The following is a 17161-nucleotide window of genomic DNA, read 5'->3' on the forward strand; positions in this document are numbered from 1 at the left end:
GTTATAGCGGGCAAAAATAGCCCAAAACCGGCCCACGCTAGCGCACCAGCTCCCAGACTCCGCCCGTCACCGATTCCATGCGCACGATGCCGTTCTGCCGGTCGTAGAACACGCGGCTAAACTTCGGGCGCGGCAGGCCCGGCCCGGTGCAGGCGGCCGTGGTGCCGCCGGCGGTAAAAGTCAGCACGTACTCGTAGCGCTGCCAGCGGGGCGTGCGGCAGCCGGTTCACGTCGGTGGTATCGGAGTGCCTATCCAGCGCGAAGCACGCCGGGCTCTCCAGTTGATCAGGGCCACCGATGTACTCTACCCACTCCTCCGACGCGCCCACCCCCCCGGTGCTGAGCGCTTTGTCCGGCAGCAGGAAGTCGGGTGAGACGGGGCGCCGGAACCCGATGAAGCCGCTGGAGCGGCCCGCCGAATCAATGCGCTGAAAGGTCCTGGTCCACCGGGCGTAGTAGTAGGTGGGTTGGCCGCTGCTTAGCACTGACAGCGCGGGCCCGGCTACGGGGCAGCAGGAATAGGACTACTTCGCATCTTCAAATACCCGCTCCACCCGGTACACCCGTTGTTGGCCCCGGCCATTCTGAAAGCGCCACTCGTCGCCGACGCGGTGCTGCATCCAGCGGCGGTCATCCGCACTGAATTTGTAATAGGCCGGCTCGGGGGTGTGCTTTCGGCAGCCGCCTACCAGCAACGGGCTCAACACCAGGCGCCAAGGGTTGATCCTAGCAAATCGTCTCATATGTGATTGGTCTGATCATAACGACACCATTTCTGAGGGGTCACTACGGGCAAAGGTTGTAATGGCGCGTCCAATAAATCAGGCGCAAGAGGCTGGCTGCTACGGCGGCGTTTGCGTAGAGCATGGTATTACAACCAACCAAATCCGCTTGAAGTCAGGGGATTTCATACCTCATTCTGCCCCATGCGCATCCTGCTCACCGGCGCCAACGGCTACATCGGCCAGCGCCTGCTGCCGCTGCTGGTCGAGGCCGGCCACGACGTGACCTGTTTGGTGCGCGACCCGCGCCGCTTCGAGCCCCCGGCCCCGCTGCGCGAGCGGGTGCAGGTGGTGCAAGCCGACCTGCGCCAGCCCGCCAGCCTGCAGGCGCTGCCCACCGACTTCGACGTGGCCTACTACCTGGTGCACTCCATGAGCACCAACGGCCGCGACTTCGCCCGCGTGGAGCAGGAGTCGGCGCGCAACTTCCGCCGGTTTCTCGACGGCAGCGCGGTGCGTCAGGTGATTTACCTCTCGGGCATCGTCAACGACCAGCACCTCTCGGCGCACCTTCGCTCCCGGCAGGGCGTGGAAGACGAGCTACGCCGCGCCGCCCGGGCCCGGCTCACGGTGCTGCGCGCCAGCATCATCATCGGCTCGGGCTCGGCTTCTTTCGAGATTATCCGCGACCTGGTGGAGAAGCTGCCGGTGATGGTGGGCCCGCGCTGGCTGAACTCGCGCTGCCAGCCCATCGGCGTGCGCGACGTGATGTACTACCTCACTGCGGTGCTCGACCGCCCCGATTGCCTGGGCCAGACCTTCGACATCGGCGGGCCCGACGTGCTGACCTACCGGCAGATGCTGGAAGGCTTTGCGCGGCAGCGCGGGTTTCGGCGCACCATCATCACGGTGCCGGTGCTCACGCCGCGGCTCTCGTCGTGGTGGCTGTTTTTGGTCACGCGTACCTCGTTTTCGCTGGCGCGCAGCCTGGTCGATTCGCTGCGCAACGACACGGTGGCGGCGGCCGAGCGAAGCATTGCGCGGGTGCTCCCGCACCGCTGCATGAGCTACGACGAAGCCCTGCGCCTCGCCTTTCAGCGCATTGAGCAAAACGAGGTGGTGAGCAGCTGGAAGGACGCGGCGAGCAGCGGCGTGGCCCGGCAGAACTACATGGACTACGTGCAGATTCCGCAGCACGGCATGTTCTTCGACCGGCAGACGCTGCCCTTTACCCGTCCCGTGGCCGAGGTGCTCGACAACATCTGGCGCATCGGCGGGCAGCGCGGCTGGTACAAGGTCGACTGGCTGTGGCGGGTGCGCGGCGTGCTCGACAAGCTGGTGGGCGGCGTGGGGTTGCGCCGCGGCCGCCGCTCCCCCACCGACCTGCGCCCCGGTGACCCGCTGGACTTCTGGCGCGTGCTCGTGGCCGACCGCGCCGGGCGGCGCCTGCTGCTCTATGCCGAAATGAAGCTGCCCGGCGAGGCCTGGCTGCAGTTCCGCATCTGCGACAACGCGGATGGCTCGCATACCCTGGAGCAGCTGGCCGCGTTTCGGCCGAGCGGGCTGGCCGGGCGGCTGTACTGGTACGCGCTGGTGCCGTTTCATTTCATCATCTTTCGGGGCATGATTGAAAACATCGGACAGTATCCCGCCAAGTCGGAAGGAAGCACCGCGGCCTCGCCTGCACCGGAGGCCGCGTAAAGTCTAATTGCCATCGGGTTTATTCTTTAAAAATCAATATATTATAACTGCTTCCCCGCCAGTTCCCGCATCTGATTAGGGCCGACATTGCGGGACTAGGTGGGGCGCCGCAACCGTACCTTCCGCAGTTGCTACCGGCCCGGTAGCCCGCTAGTCCCGCCGCGTATGCCGCACCTTTCCTCGCTTCTCCTTCCTTCCCCCGTCGGCCACCAGTACTACACCACGTTTTACGTGCTGGCCTTTCTGCTCAACCAGGCCCTGTTGCTCTGGGTGGGCTACCGGCGCGGCTACCCGCTGCGCTCCTGGCTGCTGCTGACCACCGGCGTCACACTGGCGTTTATCGTGGGCACCAAGCTCATTGCCGCGCCGGGCACCGACTGGGCCGCGCTGTGGCAGCATGGGCAGTGGCCGGCCGGCACGGCGCGCTCGGTGCTGGGCGGGGCCGTCGGCGCGGCGGTGGCAGGGCTGGTGCTGCGGCGCTGGCTGGGCTACAGCTGGCACGCGCTGGACGCCTTTTGCCTGCCCACGGCAGCGGCCTACGCCGTGCAATGCGTCGGCTGCCTGCTCACCGGCTGCTGCTTCGGTCACGTGGCCGAGTGGGGCGTGAGCTACGCGCCCGGTACTCTTCCATTTCTGGTACAAGTGCAGCGCGGCCTGATTCCGGCCACGGCGGCTCACTCGCTGCCGGTGCTGCCCACGCAGGCGGTGGCGGGGTTGCTGGTACTGGGCGTAGGCGGGCTGCTGTGGCACCTGCGCCACCGGCCCTGGCCGGGCGGCAGCTGGCGCCTGCTGCAGGTGGCGCTGCTGCTGGCCGGCCGTTTTCTAATCGAGTTCTGGCGCGACCCGGCCGGCGAGCAGGTGGGCGCTGGCCTGACGGCGGTGGGCGGCATAGCCCTGAAGCAAGTGCAATGGGCACTGCTACCGCTGCTGCTGCTGGCGGGTTGGGGGTGGTGGCGGCGCACCCGGCCGCGGGCCGCAGCCCCGGCGCCCGAGGCAGTGCCTGCGCAGCAATCGGTGCGCATTCTGCTGGGCGTGGCGGTTATGCTCGGCCTTACGGCCCTGCTGGGCCCGGCCGCCTTCACCTTGCCCGAGGTGCTAGTGATAAAATCCGGCCTGACGGTGGTGCTCCTCGCTGAAGCCGTGGCCCTGGTGCGCCGCCGCGCCGAAGCCGGACCGCACCGCCTGAGCGTGCCGCTGGGCCTGGCGTCGGTGGTGCTGCTCTTTACCAACCAAGCTCCCGCCCCGGTCGATTCGGCGGCGGGCCGCCACTACCTCACGCTGAGCCTGGGCAGCAGCGCGGGCGGCTACGACGAAGACCGCACGGTGGTGCCCCCGTCGGGCTGCTCGGGCTCGGGCGGCCCCACGCTGCGCAACGCCTATTACCACCGCTACGCCGCGCACGGCGGGAGCGTGGCGTACACGGTAGATAACCCGCGCCGCGACTTTGCCGGCGCCGGCGTGGGCGTGTGGCTTGGCCCCGAGCACCAGGGCGTGCGGGCCCTCACGCCCAGCGGGCCGTTCCTAACAGGCTCCCCAGACAGCACTACGACGCGGCGGCTGTTTTCCGTCAATCCGTACATCGAATTCCACGAAACGAGCCCCAAGGGTCTGTTCTACATGGATTACCGTCTCGGGCTGCACATCGGCCGTTTGGCGTATCCGCACCGCAACAAGTCATTTGAGCTGCGCCCTGCGTACGTATTTCCCGACATGCTGCTGCGGGCCGGCAAGGCCGGGGGCTTTTTTGGGCAGATGGATACCGGCTACGGCCCCGCGGCGGTGGGCAATTTTTCGGCCCGCCTAGGCGTGGGCACGGGGTTGCGCTCGGCGCGCAGCAACTACGTCATGGCCGGCATCGGCGGGGCCCGCAACTACCCGCACGGGGCAATGGGGTTTGTCAGCGGGCGCCTGCGGCTCGGCGCCACCGGCTTGGTGCTGGAGCCGTATGCGGCCACCAACTTCGGCCGCTTCTACCAAGTGAGCGGGCAGCTGTTTTACAACCTGCCGCTGGACCGGCGCAAGCCCTAGCGCGCCGCGTACGGCGGCACGTGCAGATGCCCCAGGACTAGCCGCTCAGCCGCCGAATCAGCCAGAGCACGGCGCTCAGCAGCAAGCTCACCAGCAGCATGGACGCCAGCGGGGCGTACAAGCGGAACCCAGGTCGCTCCACCCGAATGTCGCCGGGCAAGCGGCCGAACCAACTCAACAACGAGCCGCCGCCCAGCCAGACGACGGCGCCGAGCGCAGCCAGGCCAAGGCCCAGGATGACGAGGAGTTTGCCGAGTTGAGGAGTCATGGCCGACGCAACAGTGCACCCGTTGGGTACGCAAGGGCGCGCCAAACGGGTGCACTGGGGAGCTAGGCTCGGCGTCGTTACTCAGGCTTGGCGTAAAATGCTTCTACCGAGCGGGTGTACACGCAGTAGTCGATGGGCCTTTCCTTCTGGAATACCTTGGGCTCCTTAGCGCCGGCGGGCACCAGCATCAAGCTGCTCTTGCCGCTCACCTGGGCCCGCGTCAAATCCAGGCCTTCACGGTTGTCGAACTTCACGTCCAGGTAGTACAAGTAGGGCGTAATCCAGTTCACGTACCCCATTTTGCTCGTTCCCGACAGGCTGCGGATTTCCAGGTCTGGGTAGTTGCGGGCAATGGTCTGCTGAAACTCCACCGCGTTCAGCGGCTTGCCCCGCAGCACGGGCATCACGTCCCACTGCCCGTCGAGCAGCACCCACTTTTGCTGGTCGGGCAGCCAGGTTTCGAGCAGCACGTGACCGGCGCCGAGCGTGGTGGTTTCCACGTCCTTGGTTTTCAGGGCCAGCACCCGCGACTTCAGCCCGTAGGCGTTCAGGCAAGACGTGGCCACGATGCCGTACTCCACGCAGCGAAACTGCTTGCCCAGCTTCACCTCCTCCAGGATGGAAATGGCGTCCTTTTTCACGGGCTCGTTGCTGCCGTTGTGGTCCCATTGCTGGTGCACCCAGTGCAGCAGGCGCAGGGCCCGCTCGGTGTCGTTTTGGGCGCCCTGCACCACCGCGTCGAGGTTATACTGCCGGCGCAGCTGCGCGAGGTAGGCGTTGTCGCGGCCCGCGGTTTCGTAGCGGAAGGCAAACGGCGGGGTTTTGGGGGCTTTGTCGAAGCGCAGCGGCTCGGCGGCGAAGGCCGTGGCGCGCAGCTCCGTGAGGGCGTAGCGGCCGTCGTCGAGCCGCACGTAAAACCGCTGGGCGTCGCCGGGCTTCAGCGCGTAGCGCACCGAGTCCACGTCGGTGCGGAAGGTCACGGTTTCCGTGGCCGCGTGCAGGGGCAGCATCAGCACATCGGGGCTGGCGCTGGGGTCGATGCGCCAGCTGCCGCGCACCCATTCCCGGCCCAAGCGGTAATCGGCCCGCAGCTCGTGGGCGTTGATGACGGGCAGGCCCTGGTAGGTGTTGGTTTGGGCCAGGGCGCTGGCGCCGACCAGCAGCAGGCCGGGCAATACGAGTATTTTCATAGCGGGTGGGGAAATATTCATTTGGCCGCATAGATGGCCAAAAATCCACCACCGTTGCCTTGACAAGGAGTTTTTCTGCCGCCGCCAGCTGGTTACGCCCGAACTCTCATACCCTTAGCCCTTACTCCGGCTTAGCGCACCAGCGACAAAAACACCGCCGTTACGGCTACCACCAGCAGCGCGTAGGTGCCCAGTGCCCACCACTCAGCCCGCTGCTTGAAGTCGTAGGGAAAGCGCTGCCGGATGCGCTGCTGCAGCCACACCGAGGCCATGAAACCGACGAACACCACCGCCAGGGCCACGTTGCTGGGCAGCACCTGCCGAAACATCAGCAGCAGGGCCAGCAGCGGCAGCAGACCCACTAAGTAGCCCAGCAGCCGGGCGCGAAACAGGGCAGCGGGCTGAACGGCGGGTGCGGGAGCCAGCGTGGGTTTGGTGGCGGGACGTTTGGAGGGTTTCTTAGGCATGGTCAAAAGTTGAAGCTTGGGAGCCTATTCAGCACCCACAGTCGCACAGAGGTTGCTCCTGCCCTCACGCCTTCTTCTCGAACACGAACTTCACCTCGCCCTCGGCCGTGACTTCCAGCGCGGCCTCGAACTTTTGGCCGGTGCGCTGGGAGGTGAAGCCGCGGATAACGTCGGATTTGCCGCGGCGCAGCAGCTTGGCCACTTGCGCGTCGGTGAGCTGGCGGCCGCACAGCTCCAAGGGCACCCGGAACTGGCAGTCTTCGCGGAAGCGGGAGCAGCCCCAGGCGGTTTTGCCCTTGAGCATGGTACCCAGGCGGCACACCGGGCAGGGAATCTGCTGGGGCTTGTCTTCGGCAGCAGGCTTGCTTTCGGCGGCGCGCAGCAGCTCCGGCTCGTGCTTGGCGTTTAAGGCAATGGCTGCGTCAAACTTCTGGCCCACGTCGTCGACGAAGCCCTTGATGACGGGCGTGCGGCCTTTGGTGAGCAAGGCCGACAACTGCTTGTCGGTGAATTTCTTGCCCTCAAACACCAGCGGCAGGCGGAACTTGCAACCGTCTTTCCAGCCCGAGCAGCCGTAGGCCGTCTTGCCCTTGAGCACGTGGCCTTTGCCGCAGGCCGGGCAGGTGCCGAAGGCGCCCTCGGGCGCGGGCGCAGCGGTGCTGGCTGCGGCGGGTTTGGCGGCCGGTTTCGCGGGGGCCTTGCTGCCGCCGTTCTTGGCCGCCGATGCCGCGGCATCGGCCGCGGTGGGCGGCAGGGCGGTCATGCGGGCGCGGTCCTGCTTGACTTCCAGCACCATTTCCTGCACCAGCGCCTTCAGCTCGGCCAGGAACTGGTCGGATTCCAGGTTGCCGGCCTCGATCTGGCGCAGCTTCCGCTCCCACTGCCCGGTCAGCTCGGCCGATTTCAGCGTGGGGTTGCGAATCAGGCCGATCAGCTCGACGCCGGTGGGCGTGGGCACGATGCGCTTTTTCTCGCGCTGGATGTAGCCGCGCTTGAACAAGGTTTCGATGATGGCGGCGCGGGTGGAGGGCCGGCCGATGCCGTTTTCCTTCATGGCCTGGCGCAGCTCCTCGTCGTCCACGTTGCGGCCGGCGGTTTCCATGCCGCGCAGCAGCATGGCTTCGGTGTACTCGCGCGGGGGCTGGGTCATTTTCTGGTCCAGCTTGGGCTTGTGCGGGCCCGACTCGTCCTTCACGAACGAGGGCAGCACGGTATTCACCACATCGTCGTCGCCCTCGCCGGCCTTGGCCGTGCTCGGGGCCTGCTGCTGCGTGGGGTCGCCGTACACGATGCGCCAGCCGGGGTTCAGAATCTGTCGGCCGCGCACGCGGAAGGGGTAGCCGGCCGCCGCGGCCGTGACGGTGGTGTTCGAGACTTCGCAGTCGGGGTAAAACGCCGCCAGGAAGCGGCGCACGATGATGTCGTACACGTTTGACTCCCAGGTGCTCAGCCCGCCGGGCGCGTTGCCGGTGGGAATGATGGCGTGGTGGTCGGTGACTTTGTTGTTGTTGAAAACCTTCGAGGACTTGCGAATCGGCTTGCCCAGCAGCGGCTGCACCAAGCTATGATACGGCCCGCTGATGCCCTGCAAAATGCCCGGAATCTTGGGGTACTGGTCGTCGGGCAGGAAGGTAGTGTCCACGCGCGGGTAGCTGACCACCTTCTTCTCGTAGAGGCCCTGCACCGTCTTGAGGGTGTCTTCGGCCGAGAGGCCGAGCTGGTTGTTGCACTGCACCTGCAGCGACGTGAGGTCGAACAGCGCGGGCGGCGACTCCAGCGCCTTCTTGATTTCGACGCCGGTAATAACCAGCGGCACGTCCTTCACGGCGGCCATGGCCTTGTCGGCCTCCTCCTGGCTCACGAAGTAGCCGCGGGCCTTGAGGCGGGCTTTTTCGTCGGGCTCGTCGTCCTCCGCTTTGCCTTTTTTGGGCGGGGCCACGTGGCTGAACATGGTGCCGCGGTACTCGGTACGCAGCACCCAATAGGGCTCGGGCCGGAAGTTCTGGATTTCGTGGTGGCGGTCGACCAGCAGGGCCAGCGTGGGCGTCTGCACCCGGCCGAGGCTGAGCACCTGCCCGCGGCCCTGGGCGTACTTAAGCGTGAAGAGGCGCGTGGCGTTCAGGCCCAGCAGCCAGTCGCCGATGGCGCGGCTCTTGCCGGCCATGTACAGGCGGTCAAATTCCTTGCCGTCGCGCAAGTTCTGGAAGCCCTGGCGGATGGCCTCCTCGGTCAACGACGAAATCCAGAGGCGCTTGAAGGGCTTGCGGTACTTGGCCTCCGTCAGCACCCAACGCTGAATCACCTCCCCTTCCTGGCCCGCGTCGCCGCAGTTGATGACTTCCTCGGCCTCGGCCAGCAGGCGCTTGATGACGGCAAACTGCCGGCGCACGCCGTCGTCCTCCATCAGCTTGATGCCGAAGTTGTCGGGGAGCATGGGCAAATCGTGGATGCTCCAGCGCTTCCACTCGGGATGGTAGTCCTGTGGCTCCTTGAGGGTGCAGAAGTGGCCGAACGTCCAGGTGACCTGGTAGCCGTTGCCCTCGAAGTAGCCGTCCATGCGGCGGTTGGCGCCGAGCACGTTGGCAATTTCGCGGGCCACGCTGGGCTTTTCGGCAATGCAGACTTTCACTACTGACAGCTTCCCGCTGATTCGCTTGCTGGCGCTGACGGCGGGGGCATCAGCGGCGTTGAATCAACAAAGATAACCGGAGAAAAAGTCGGTCGGGACGGCGGAAGTTGCGGGCCACGCAGGCCGAAAATCCGAGCTGGGGTTTTCCAGCAAGCCTCTTCCAACTTTCTGCGTCCCGGCCGGGTCATGTAGTGGCTGATAATTATTTATTTACCCAATCTGATGCTTCATGCGCACCCTTTTATTCCTCTCGCTGTGCTGCCTCGGCACTAGCATTTCGGCCCGGGCCCAATGGCAACCCGTTACCGACCCGGTTGCGGTCCGCAATTACAGTTTTGCCAAAGTGGAGCCGGTCGATGCACAAACCGCGTGGTTTGCCTACGCGCCCCGGCCGGCGGCCCCCAGTGCCCCGGGCGTGCCGGAGGTGTACCGCACAAGTGATGCCGGCCGCACCTGGCAAAACGTGTCGCCCGCGCTGGCCGGCAGCCACTACCACTATTTTCAAGACCTGCAGGCGGTCGATAACCAGCAGGCGTGGGCCGTGGTTGCCTCGTCGGCCACGAGCGGCGGCCCCTACACCAACCAGATGCTCGGCACCACCGATGGCGGCGCGACTTGGGCGCTCAGGAGCTTGCCGGCGCCGGATTTTGCTACGGGCTCCTTGTCGTTGCACTGGTTTAGCCGCAGCGAAGGCGTGCTGTTTAGCCAACACGCCCGGGCCTTGTACCGCACCACCGACGGGGGCCTGAGCTGGCAGCCGGTGCCCACGCTGCCGGCGCTGCCAGCCTCGGCCGCCAACATGCAGCTGTACGAATCGGGCGGGGTGCTCACGCTCTACAGCCAGACGACGGGCAGCAGCACCCCGCTCACGCACTGGGTCAGCACCACCCGCGGGCTGACGTGGCAGCTGTTGCAGCTCAACGCGGCGGCGCTGACGGGCCTGCCCGTTTTCCGGGATGCCCAGCACGCCCTGACGGTGCAGGCTGGCCAGCTCTGGAGCACGGCCGATGCCGGGCAAAGCTGGACGGCCGTGGCCGCACCGCCGTTTCAGCAGTACACCGCCTTCAGCCCGGTGCCCGGCACCGCCGCGTACGTCGCCGGGGCCTTCTCGTACCAGTACCTGAACAACACCGGCCCCAAGGGCTCCGCCATTACTTACGACGACGGCCGCACCTGGACGCTGCTGGAAAACCGCAATTCCTTCGCCACCATCCGCTTTGTGGCCCCCGATGCCGCTTGGTATTTGCAAGCCGACTTCGACCCGCTGGGCAGCATAGCTACTTTCGGCGCCATTGGCCGCTACACCGGCGCCGTCTTGGCAACGCGCCATGCTTCCCCGGCGGCCGCGGCCCTTCAGGTTTACCCCAACCCCAGTGCCAGCGGCCGCTTCACGCTGCACGTACCCGCCACCGGACCCCGCATCCGCTCCGTGCGCGTGCTCGACGCCCTGGGCCGCGAGGTATACTGCGCCCAGCCCCTGGCCGCCGGGCAAGAGCTTGATCTGAGCGGGCAAGCCCAGGGCGTGTACTCGCTGACCGTGCAAACCGACGCGGGCCCCTTGCAGCGCACGCTTCTGATAAACCGCTAACTGCGGCCGCGGGTAGTTGAGGCGTCAGGCAGCCCCGGTTGCAGCTGACCGCTAAGCCAGCGTCAGGGGAAAGTCAGTCGCCCTGCTTGCTTGGCGGTCCGCTCCTCCTCGCCCGCCGCTAGGGCTACCTTCAGCTGCTCCATGCCGTCGATGACGCCCGAAAACTGCGCCGCCGCGAACCGCTCGTGGTACTGGTGGTACTGGCGCAGCAGCTTGTCGAGCACGAACTGCGTTTCATCGGCGTAGCCCTGCTGGCCCACGCACAGCAAGGCATCAAAAATCAGGGCCTTGATGTAATCGAGCCGCTGCACCGACCACGCCAGGCACAGGGCCGTGATGACCTCGCGCCGAAAGCCGGGGGCGCGCTTCATGCGGCGCTTCCACTCGTTGTGCTGCACCTTGTGGGTCATGTACACCACCGCGTCGTTTTCGCCCTGAAAGGCCTTGTTGAGCGTGCCCTGGGCCGAGCGCCAGTCCTTGTACTGGGCCGTGAGGTAGGTCACCAGCGGAATGAGCACGGCCAGCAGCGGCGCGTAGCTGCGAAACAGCGCCCACCCGGTGGTTTCGGGGGCCGCCAGGCTTTGGCCGAAGCCCGCAGCCGACACGAACAAGAAAGGAAAGGCGAATAGCCGTTTCATCGAAGCAAGACAAGTAACCGAAGGCCCGCGCCCGCCGCCGGGCCGCGGACGCGAGCTTGAAGATAACCACCGCCGCCGCTTCGCCCCCAACAATGCCGCGCTGCACCTGACTTTTCGCGCCCTGCTCAGTGCGCCGTCAGCACGATTTTGCCGGCGGCGTGGCCCTGCTTGCTGTAGCGCTGCGCCGCGGCGGTATCGGCCAGCGCAAACGTGGTGTCGATGCCGGGGGGCACAGGGGGCCGCCATCAGCTTCCAGTCGGCAGGGTTGACGCTGCTGGCGTGCACGCGCGCAGCTCGTCGGCTTTGGGGTCGGGCGTGGGCAGCTCGCCGTACTGCAGCACGTCAACAGAGGCGTACTCGGCGAAATGGCTTTCATGGGGCGACACGCGGCGTTGAGGTCAAGGGCAATACGCTCGTTCGGCGCCAAACGACGCGCTGCTACTGCCGCAAAGAACCCTTGCAGGCGCCTTCCTAGCCCCGCTACTGCCGCCCCGGCGCGGCCCTCGGCGTCACCCCGCTAGCCCGCCGCAGACACGCCGGATGCTAAGCTTCGCCGGCAGTATCCCAGAACCGCTCAACTGCCGCTTGCGCCGCGGCCAGCGGCTCTGCTGCCGCCGGCGGCAGCTCCCCGAACGGCCTCAGCGCTACGCCCGCAGTTTTGCCCAGCCCCCGTTGCCAGGTGCCCACCACTCGCCCTTTCACCACGATTATCGGCCGGAAGATGCCGTTGATGGTGAGTACTTGCCGGGTAAACGCGGGGTCGAGCACGGGGCTGCGGTCCTTGTAGGCCAGCAGGTACTCATCGAAGCCGGGGAGCAGCAGCCCCAGCGGGGGCTCGGGCACCGCGGCGGGCGGCGGGGGCAGCCAGTAGGTGTGGCCGCCGCTGGTAGCGGCCACCAGGCCCGGCTGCGCAGCTTCCAGGCCCTGCTGGGCCAGGCCCAGCGGCAGGCCGGCCCACCCGGCAAAATCGGCCAGGGTAGCGGGGCCGTGGCTGCGGAAGTAGCGCCGGGCCAGCTCGGCTACCGCTTCGGACGGCGCCAGGACCGGCGCCGGGGGCAGCCAGTCGTCGAGCAGGGCGAAGGTAGGCTCAGCGCCCTGCCGACCAGCCGGGCAGATAACGCCTTCCAGCACGGCGCGGTGCAGCAGGCTGTACAGCCGCTGCTCGTCGGTGCGGATGCCGGCCTGCTGCAGCGCCTCGGCGAGTCGGCGGCGCGGCTGCGGCGGCTGACCCGCCAAGAGTCGCTCCAGCACCGCCAGGGCGCGGCCGAGGGTGGCCGCGTCCAGCTCGCGCTGCCGGTACACGGCGGCGCCGGCCCGGATCAGTCGCGGCCCCACCAAAGCCAGCAGCCAGCGCACGTCGTCGGCCGCGGCCAGGTGCAGCGTGCCGCGCAGCAGCCAAGTACGCACGAGGCGGCGCTCGGCCACGGCCTGCTCCACCGCAGCCGCGGAGCTGCCGGGCAGGCGCACGCCCACGGCCCACAGGCAGTGGGCGTAGTCCTGGGCCTGCACCGGGCCCAGGTGCCCCAGCAAGGCGGCCGGCGACGGGGCGGCGGGAACGAGCAGGCCGTGGTTGAGCAGACGTAGGGGCAGCAGGGCGGCGGGGAGCATATGCAGCGGCAAACGGCCCTGCAAAGTACGCGGCCGGGCGGCTCGCCCGAAACGAAAAAAACCTCCGCGCCAAGGGCATCGGAGGTTTCCGGGCTGGGTGGGTGAGCTATTAACCCACGCCGGCACTATCGTGAGGCCGCAGCTTAAGCGCGGCGGCCGGTTTGTTTGCCGTTGCTGTTCAGGGCCAGCTCGGCCGGTTCTTCTTGCGAGGCGTCCGCCGCCAGGGGCTGGGGTTGCTCCTCCTGCTGCTGGGCGGCCGGCGCTTGGTAGTCGTTGTCTTCCTGCTGCAGCTTCTCCAGCAGCACCTGGGTGCCGGCGGTCAGCACGGCTTTGTCGCGCTGGTAGATGTGCTGGAACTCGTTCAGGTCCTCGGTGCTCACCTCCAGGTCTTTCAGAATGCCTTCGCGGATGTCGTACACCAAGCCGTGCAGCTTGGGCGGGTTCTGGCGCTTGCGGGCGTTCTGAATGATGGTGGTCTTGGCCAGGTTGCGCACCTGCTCGATGACGTTCAGCTCCACCAAGCGGCGCAGGCGCTCCTCGTCGTCCTTGATGCGCAGCAGCTCCGTCTCGTGCAGGCGAATCACGTCACGGATGTTGGTCAGCCAGTTGTCGATGAGGCCGTACTGGTTGTTGGAAGCCGCCGCGGCCACGCCGCCGCAGCCGTAGTGGCCCACCACCATGATGACTTCCACTTCCAGCACTTCCACCGCGTACTGCAGCACCGAGAGTAAGTTCATGTCGGTGTGCACCACCAGGTTGGCGATGTTGCGGTGGGTAAACATTTCGCCCGGGCCGGTACCGGTGATGCCCGAGCCGGGCACGCGCGAGTCGGAGCAACCGATGAACAGGTAGCGCGGCTTCTGGCCCAGCGCCAGCTTTTCGAAGTATTGGGGGTCTTTGGCGAGTTGATCTTTTACCCAGCGGCGGTTGCCCTCGAGGATTCGTTTCATGTGGAGAGGTGTGGTCTTGGGAATGTCCATGGCAGCGGTGTTCAGTAGATGAAAACGGGGAAGAAAGCAGATGACTAGTGTACGCGGTCTTCAGCCCGTCAGACATCTTAATGGCCCACCAGCTGCACCTGGGGCACGTTGCGCAGCTCCAGCTGCACGCCGCGGTCGGCGGCGCTTTGGCGGAAATTTTCGATGGCTTCGAGCACATCGTAATCGACGGTGACGGAGTCCGAACCGTCCAAAATTACGCGGGTTCCGGGTTGGAAGCGGTCCAGCGTGGTGGTGATGGCAGCTTTGTTGAGGAAAGTCACGTGCTCGGAGAGCTTCAGGTGCACCGTACCGGGCAGGTGGTCAGGCTCGTAGTGAAAAAACAGCGCCGACTCGGCGTTGGCCTTCAGGATAAAGAAGGCGGCCACGGCCAAGCCCACGCCCACACCCTTGAGCAGGTCGGAAGCCAGGATGGCCGCTACCGTTACCACGAAGGGCAGAAACTGCGCCGCGCCCAGGCGCCACTGCGAGGAGTACAGCGCCGGCTTGGTGAGCTTGTAGCCCACCAGCAGCAACACCGCAGCCAGGGCCGAGAGGGGAATTAGGTTGAGCACGTCTTCGAGGAAGAGCACCGCCAGCAGCAGCAGCACGCCGTGGATGAAGGCCGACAGGCGCGACTGGGCGCCGGCGCCGAGGTTGGCCGAGGAGCGCACGATAACGGCCGTCAGCGGCAAGCCGCCCAGCAGGCCCGAAATGGTGTTGCCCGCACCCTGGGCCAGCAGCTCGCGGCTGGTGGGTGTGCGGCGCTTCAGCGGGTCGAGCTTGTCGACAGCTTCCACGCTCAGCAAGGACTCTAGCGAGGCTACCGCCGCAATGGTGGCCGCCAACACGTACACGCCCGGGCCTTTGGTGAGCACCGACCAATCCGGGAAGCGCAGCACCTTGCTGATGTCGTCCAGGCCGCTGATGCTCGGCAGGTTCACGAGGTGGGCGGTTTGCACCTGCCACTCGGGGCGCACGACGGCCAGCAGCTCGTTGATGCCGATGGCGGCCAGCACCACCACCAGCGCCCCGGGCAGCAGCTTGAGCACCGGCACGCGCTTGATGAACGGCTGCTCCCAGATCAGCAGCACCGAGAGCGAAATCACGCCGATGAGCATGGCCCCGGGCTGCAGCTTGGCCGCGGCGCGCTGAATTTTGTCCAGCGCCCCCACAAATTCCGACTCGAAAAGGTCCAGGTCCTTGAAAAAGTCTTCGCGCCCGCCCAGAAAGTGCGGTATTTGCTTCATCAGCAAGATGATACCGATAGCGGCCAACATCCCGCGAATCACCGAAGTGGGGAAGTACATGCCGATAACCCCGGCTTTGAGCAGGCCCAGCCCGAACTGCAGCACCCCGGCCATAACCACGGCCACCAGGAATGCCTCGTAACTGCCCATTTTCTGAATGCCGCCCAGCACGATGGTGGTCAGGCCGGCCGCCGGGCCGCTCACGCTCAGCTGCGAGCCGCTGATCCAACTCACCACCAACCCGCCGACGATACCGGCAATCAAGCCGGAGAGCAGCGGGGCGCCCGAGGCCAGCGAAATGCCGAGGCACAGCGGCAGGGCCACCAAAAACACCACTACCCCGGCCGGGAAGTCTTTGCCGATGGTGGAACCCAAGCCCTTGGGCTGGGGCGCGTTGGCCGTCATGTGCGGCTTCGCGTCCGGAACAACTTTGAATGCTTCCATAGGGAGAAATCCGGAACGGGCCAGCCATGCCGCCTGCTGCGCTGCAAGCCAGGCATACTTTCCGATTCTAGCCCCTAAGGTTCCCTCCCCGTCTTAAGCTCCCGTTAAAAGGGTATTAAAAGGTCATTAAAAGGCCCGCAAGGCGTCTGCAGCGGCTTCAACTCCCTCTTTTATCTAGCGTACGGCGCAACCGCAGGACCACGGGGGCGCTTGCCCGGCTCAGGCCCGGGGCAGCTCCAGCGTTACGCGGGTGCCCTGGCCCAGCGTACTTTCCACGCGCACCGAGCCGCTGTGCAGCTCCATGATTTTGTGGGTCAACGGCAGGCCGATGCCGTGGCCGGGCACGCCGCGGGCGTTGTCGGCGCGGAAAAACGGGACGAACACCTGCTGCCGGTCGGCTTCGCTCATGCCCACGCCGCGGTCCTGCACGTCGAGCGTCACGCGGCCGGGCCAGCTGCTGAGGGTGGCCATGATGGGCTGCGCGGCCCCGCGCGAAAACTTGCAGGCGTTTTCGAGCACGTTGAGCACGGCCGAGAGCAGCAGGGCTTCGTTGCCGCGCACCAGCGCGTCGGGCGCTTCCGGGGGCAGGTGGAATTCCAGGTCGATGCGGCAGGTGGGGTGGCGGCGCTGCAGCTCCTCGTGGGCCTGCAGCAGCAGCTCGTCGAGGTGCAGGGGCTTGAGCGGCACCTGCGAGGGGTCGTCGGAGGCACGGGCAATCTGCAGCAGACCGTTGGCGAGGTCCTTGAGCAGGCGGGCCGCGTCGAGGGTGTTGCGCAGCACTTGCTGGTAGCCCTCGGCGGTGCGCGGCTGCAGCAGGGCCACTTCCAGCTCCCCGATGAGCACCGTGAGCGGGGTGCGCAGCTCGTGCGAGGCGTCGCGGACGAAGGTACGCTGCCCGGCAAAGGCCGTTTCGAGCCGGTCGAGCAGGGAGTTAAATGTGCGCGCCAGCTGCGACACCTCGTCCTGCCCCTCGGCCCCAGAAAGGCGGCGGTGCATGTCGGAGGCCGTGATGCCGGCCATTTCCTGCACGGCGCGGCGCATGGGGCTCAGCGCCTGCCCGGCAAACACCCAGCCGCCGATGCCCGTCAGCCCCATGACCACCAGCAGCCCGATGCCCAGCACGTTGCGCAAGGTGCCCAGCTGCCGCTGGCTGTCGGTATCCACCGACCAGGCCACCACCAGGTAGCGGCCGCCGTCGGGGGCTTGGTGGTGCAGGCCGAGGGTGTAGTGCCAGCCCGCGTCGCGGCGCAGCAGCGGTTCGGCGATGGACGTGAGCCAGCCGGCAGGCACCTGGCGGCGGGTGGTTCGGCCCTCGCGAAAGACCACGCGCCCCGCCATGTCGTAAATGCGCACTTCCTCGTCGGGCAGGGTGCGGTAGAGCTGGCGCAGGTAGCGGGTGTAGGCGGCGCGGTGCCGCTCGTCGGCCCGCGGGTGCTGCCCGTCGAAGTACACGTGGCCGACCACCTGGGCACGGCTGTGCAGCGTTTCGGCAAAAAACTGGCTGCGCGAGTAGTAGGTGAAGCCGTAAATCAGCGCCGAAAACAGCAGCAGCGTCACGGCCACAATGGCCATGTACTGCAGCGCCAGCCGCAGACGAATCGACATAGGGCAAGTGGTGAAATGGTGAAAGGTGAAGTTGTGAAATCGTACT

The 17161-nt window shown here is 66.5% G+C and carries 16 protein-coding genes; 3 read left to right on the forward strand and 13 right to left on the reverse strand.

Annotated features, from left to right (window positions below; translation table 11 throughout):
* Positions 1 to 37 precede the first annotated feature (37 nt).
* On the reverse strand, positions 38 to 187 hold the full coding sequence (locus tag LJ737_RS14730; protein ID WP_227767006.1) for a hypothetical protein: 150 nt from the start codon (positions 185 to 187) through the stop codon (positions 38 to 40).
* Between the two features lie 337 nt (positions 188 to 524).
* Entirely contained in the window at positions 525 to 743 is a 219-nt protein-coding gene (locus tag LJ737_RS14735) for a hypothetical protein (RefSeq protein WP_227767007.1), read from the reverse strand.
* Positions 744 to 926: 183 nt separating this feature from the next.
* On the opposite strand from LJ737_RS14735, the gene LJ737_RS14740 reads away from it, so the two are divergent.
* Together LJ737_RS14740 and LJ737_RS14745 are read left to right on the forward strand one after the other, a co-directional pair.
* A complete protein-coding gene (locus LJ737_RS14740; protein WP_227767009.1) occupies positions 927 to 2423 on the forward strand; it encodes an SDR family oxidoreductase in 1497 nt (498 codons plus the stop codon).
* A gap of 165 nt (positions 2424 to 2588) precedes the next feature.
* Positions 2589 to 4451 carry a prolipoprotein diacylglyceryl transferase family protein gene (locus LJ737_RS14745; protein WP_227767010.1) on the forward strand — a complete coding sequence of 621 codons (1863 nt, stop codon included), beginning with the start codon at positions 2589 to 2591 and terminating at the stop codon, positions 4449 to 4451.
* Between the two features lie 37 nt (positions 4452 to 4488).
* Here LJ737_RS14745 and LJ737_RS14750 read toward each other — a convergent pair whose 3' ends face one another.
* The 4 genes from LJ737_RS14750 to LJ737_RS14765 all read right to left on the reverse strand — a co-directional run bounded on the left by LJ737_RS14750 (position 4489) and on the right by LJ737_RS14765 (position 9005).
* Positions 4489 to 4719 (reverse strand): DUF2905 family protein, encoded by a 231-nt coding sequence (locus tag LJ737_RS14750; RefSeq protein ID WP_227767012.1) that lies wholly within the window; start codon positions 4717 to 4719, stop codon positions 4489 to 4491.
* 77 nt (positions 4720 to 4796) lie between these two features.
* Positions 4797 to 5909 (reverse strand): transglutaminase domain-containing protein, encoded by a 1113-nt coding sequence (locus LJ737_RS14755; RefSeq protein WP_227767014.1) that lies wholly within the window; start codon positions 5907 to 5909, stop codon positions 4797 to 4799.
* Positions 5910 to 6040: 131 nt separating this feature from the next.
* Positions 6041 to 6376 carry a hypothetical protein gene (locus LJ737_RS14760; RefSeq protein WP_227767016.1) on the reverse strand — a complete coding sequence of 112 codons (336 nt, stop codon included), beginning with the start codon at positions 6374 to 6376 and terminating at the stop codon, positions 6041 to 6043.
* A 64-nt stretch (positions 6377 to 6440) separates the two neighbouring features.
* Entirely contained in the window at positions 6441 to 9005 is a 2565-nt protein-coding gene (locus tag LJ737_RS14765) for a type IA DNA topoisomerase (protein WP_227767017.1), read from the reverse strand.
* A 229-nt stretch (positions 9006 to 9234) separates the two neighbouring features.
* Here LJ737_RS14765 and LJ737_RS14770 point away from each other — a divergent pair, with 229 nt between their 5' ends.
* Positions 9235 to 10593, forward strand: a complete 1359-nt coding sequence (locus LJ737_RS14770; RefSeq protein WP_227767020.1) for a T9SS type A sorting domain-containing protein — start codon at positions 9235 to 9237, stop codon at positions 10591 to 10593.
* A 62-nt stretch (positions 10594 to 10655) separates the two neighbouring features.
* On the opposite strand, the gene LJ737_RS14775 is transcribed toward LJ737_RS14770, so the two are convergent.
* The 7 genes from LJ737_RS14775 to LJ737_RS14805 all read right to left on the reverse strand — a co-directional run bounded on the left by LJ737_RS14775 (position 10656) and on the right by LJ737_RS14805 (position 17115).
* Positions 10656 to 11231 (reverse strand): hypothetical protein, encoded by a 576-nt coding sequence (locus tag LJ737_RS14775; RefSeq protein ID WP_227767022.1) that lies wholly within the window; start codon positions 11229 to 11231, stop codon positions 10656 to 10658.
* 125 nt (positions 11232 to 11356) lie between these two features.
* Positions 11357 to 11464 (reverse strand): zinc-binding dehydrogenase, encoded by a 108-nt coding sequence (locus LJ737_RS14780; RefSeq protein WP_227767024.1) that lies wholly within the window; start codon positions 11462 to 11464, stop codon positions 11357 to 11359.
* Positions 11465 to 11476: 12 nt separating this feature from the next.
* Complete coding sequence (locus tag LJ737_RS14785; protein ID WP_227767026.1) at positions 11477 to 11617, reverse strand: hypothetical protein; 141 nt, start codon at positions 11615 to 11617, stop codon at positions 11477 to 11479.
* Between the two features lie 157 nt (positions 11618 to 11774).
* Positions 11775 to 12839 (reverse strand): winged helix DNA-binding domain-containing protein, encoded by a 1065-nt coding sequence (locus LJ737_RS14790; protein WP_227767028.1) that lies wholly within the window; start codon positions 12837 to 12839, stop codon positions 11775 to 11777.
* A 143-nt stretch (positions 12840 to 12982) separates the two neighbouring features.
* Complete coding sequence (gene can / locus LJ737_RS14795) at positions 12983 to 13789, reverse strand: carbonate dehydratase (protein WP_227767032.1); 807 nt, start codon at positions 13787 to 13789, stop codon at positions 12983 to 12985.
* Between the two features lie 107 nt (positions 13790 to 13896).
* Positions 13897 to 15510 (reverse strand): SulP family inorganic anion transporter, encoded by a 1614-nt coding sequence (locus LJ737_RS14800; RefSeq protein WP_317206653.1) that lies wholly within the window; start codon positions 15508 to 15510, stop codon positions 13897 to 13899.
* Between the two features lie 219 nt (positions 15511 to 15729).
* Positions 15730 to 17115, reverse strand: coding sequence for a HAMP domain-containing sensor histidine kinase (locus LJ737_RS14805; protein WP_227767035.1), 1386 nt, complete (start codon positions 17113 to 17115; stop codon positions 15730 to 15732).
* Positions 17116 to 17161 lie beyond the last annotated feature (46 nt).

The organism is Hymenobacter sp. 15J16-1T3B, assembly GCF_020711235.1.
Taxonomy (GTDB): Bacteria; Bacteroidota; Bacteroidia; order Cytophagales; family Hymenobacteraceae; genus Solirubrum.

Bases quoted from the DNA above. Each gene is read 5' to 3' on its own strand.
- LJ737_RS14770 (WP_227767020.1), top strand. From the start codon at position 9,235: ATGCGCACCCTTTTATTCCTCTCGCTGTGCTGCCTCGGCACTAGCATT.
- LJ737_RS14745 (WP_227767010.1), top strand. From the start codon at position 2,589: ATGCCGCACCTTTCCTCGCTTCTCCTTCCTTCCCCCGTCGGCCACCAG.
- LJ737_RS14775 (WP_227767022.1), bottom strand. From the start codon at position 11,231: ATGAAACGGCTATTCGCCTTTCCTTTCTTGTTCGTGTCGGCTGCGGGC.
- can (WP_227767032.1), bottom strand. From the start codon at position 13,789: ATGAAACGAATCCTCGAGGGCAACCGCCGCTGGGTAAAAGATCAACTC.
- LJ737_RS14760 (WP_227767016.1), bottom strand. From the start codon at position 6,376: ATGCCTAAGAAACCCTCCAAACGTCCCGCCACCAAACCCACGCTGGCT.
- LJ737_RS14805 (WP_227767035.1), bottom strand. From the start codon at position 17,115: ATGTCGATTCGTCTGCGGCTGGCGCTGCAGTACATGGCCATTGTGGCC.
- LJ737_RS14740 (WP_227767009.1), top strand. From the start codon at position 927: ATGCGCATCCTGCTCACCGGCGCCAACGGCTACATCGGCCAGCGCCTG.
- LJ737_RS14735 (WP_227767007.1), bottom strand. From the start codon at position 743: ATGAGACGATTTGCTAGGATCAACCCTTGGCGCCTGGTGTTGAGCCCG.
- LJ737_RS14790 (WP_227767028.1), bottom strand. From the start codon at position 12,839: ATGCTCCCCGCCGCCCTGCTGCCCCTACGTCTGCTCAACCACGGCCTG.
- LJ737_RS14800 (WP_317206653.1), bottom strand. From the start codon at position 15,510: ATGGAAGCATTCAAAGTTGTTCCGGACGCGAAGCCGCACATGACGGCC.
- LJ737_RS14755 (WP_227767014.1), bottom strand. From the start codon at position 5,909: ATGAAAATACTCGTATTGCCCGGCCTGCTGCTGGTCGGCGCCAGCGCC.
- LJ737_RS14750 (WP_227767012.1), bottom strand. From the start codon at position 4,719: ATGACTCCTCAACTCGGCAAACTCCTCGTCATCCTGGGCCTTGGCCTG.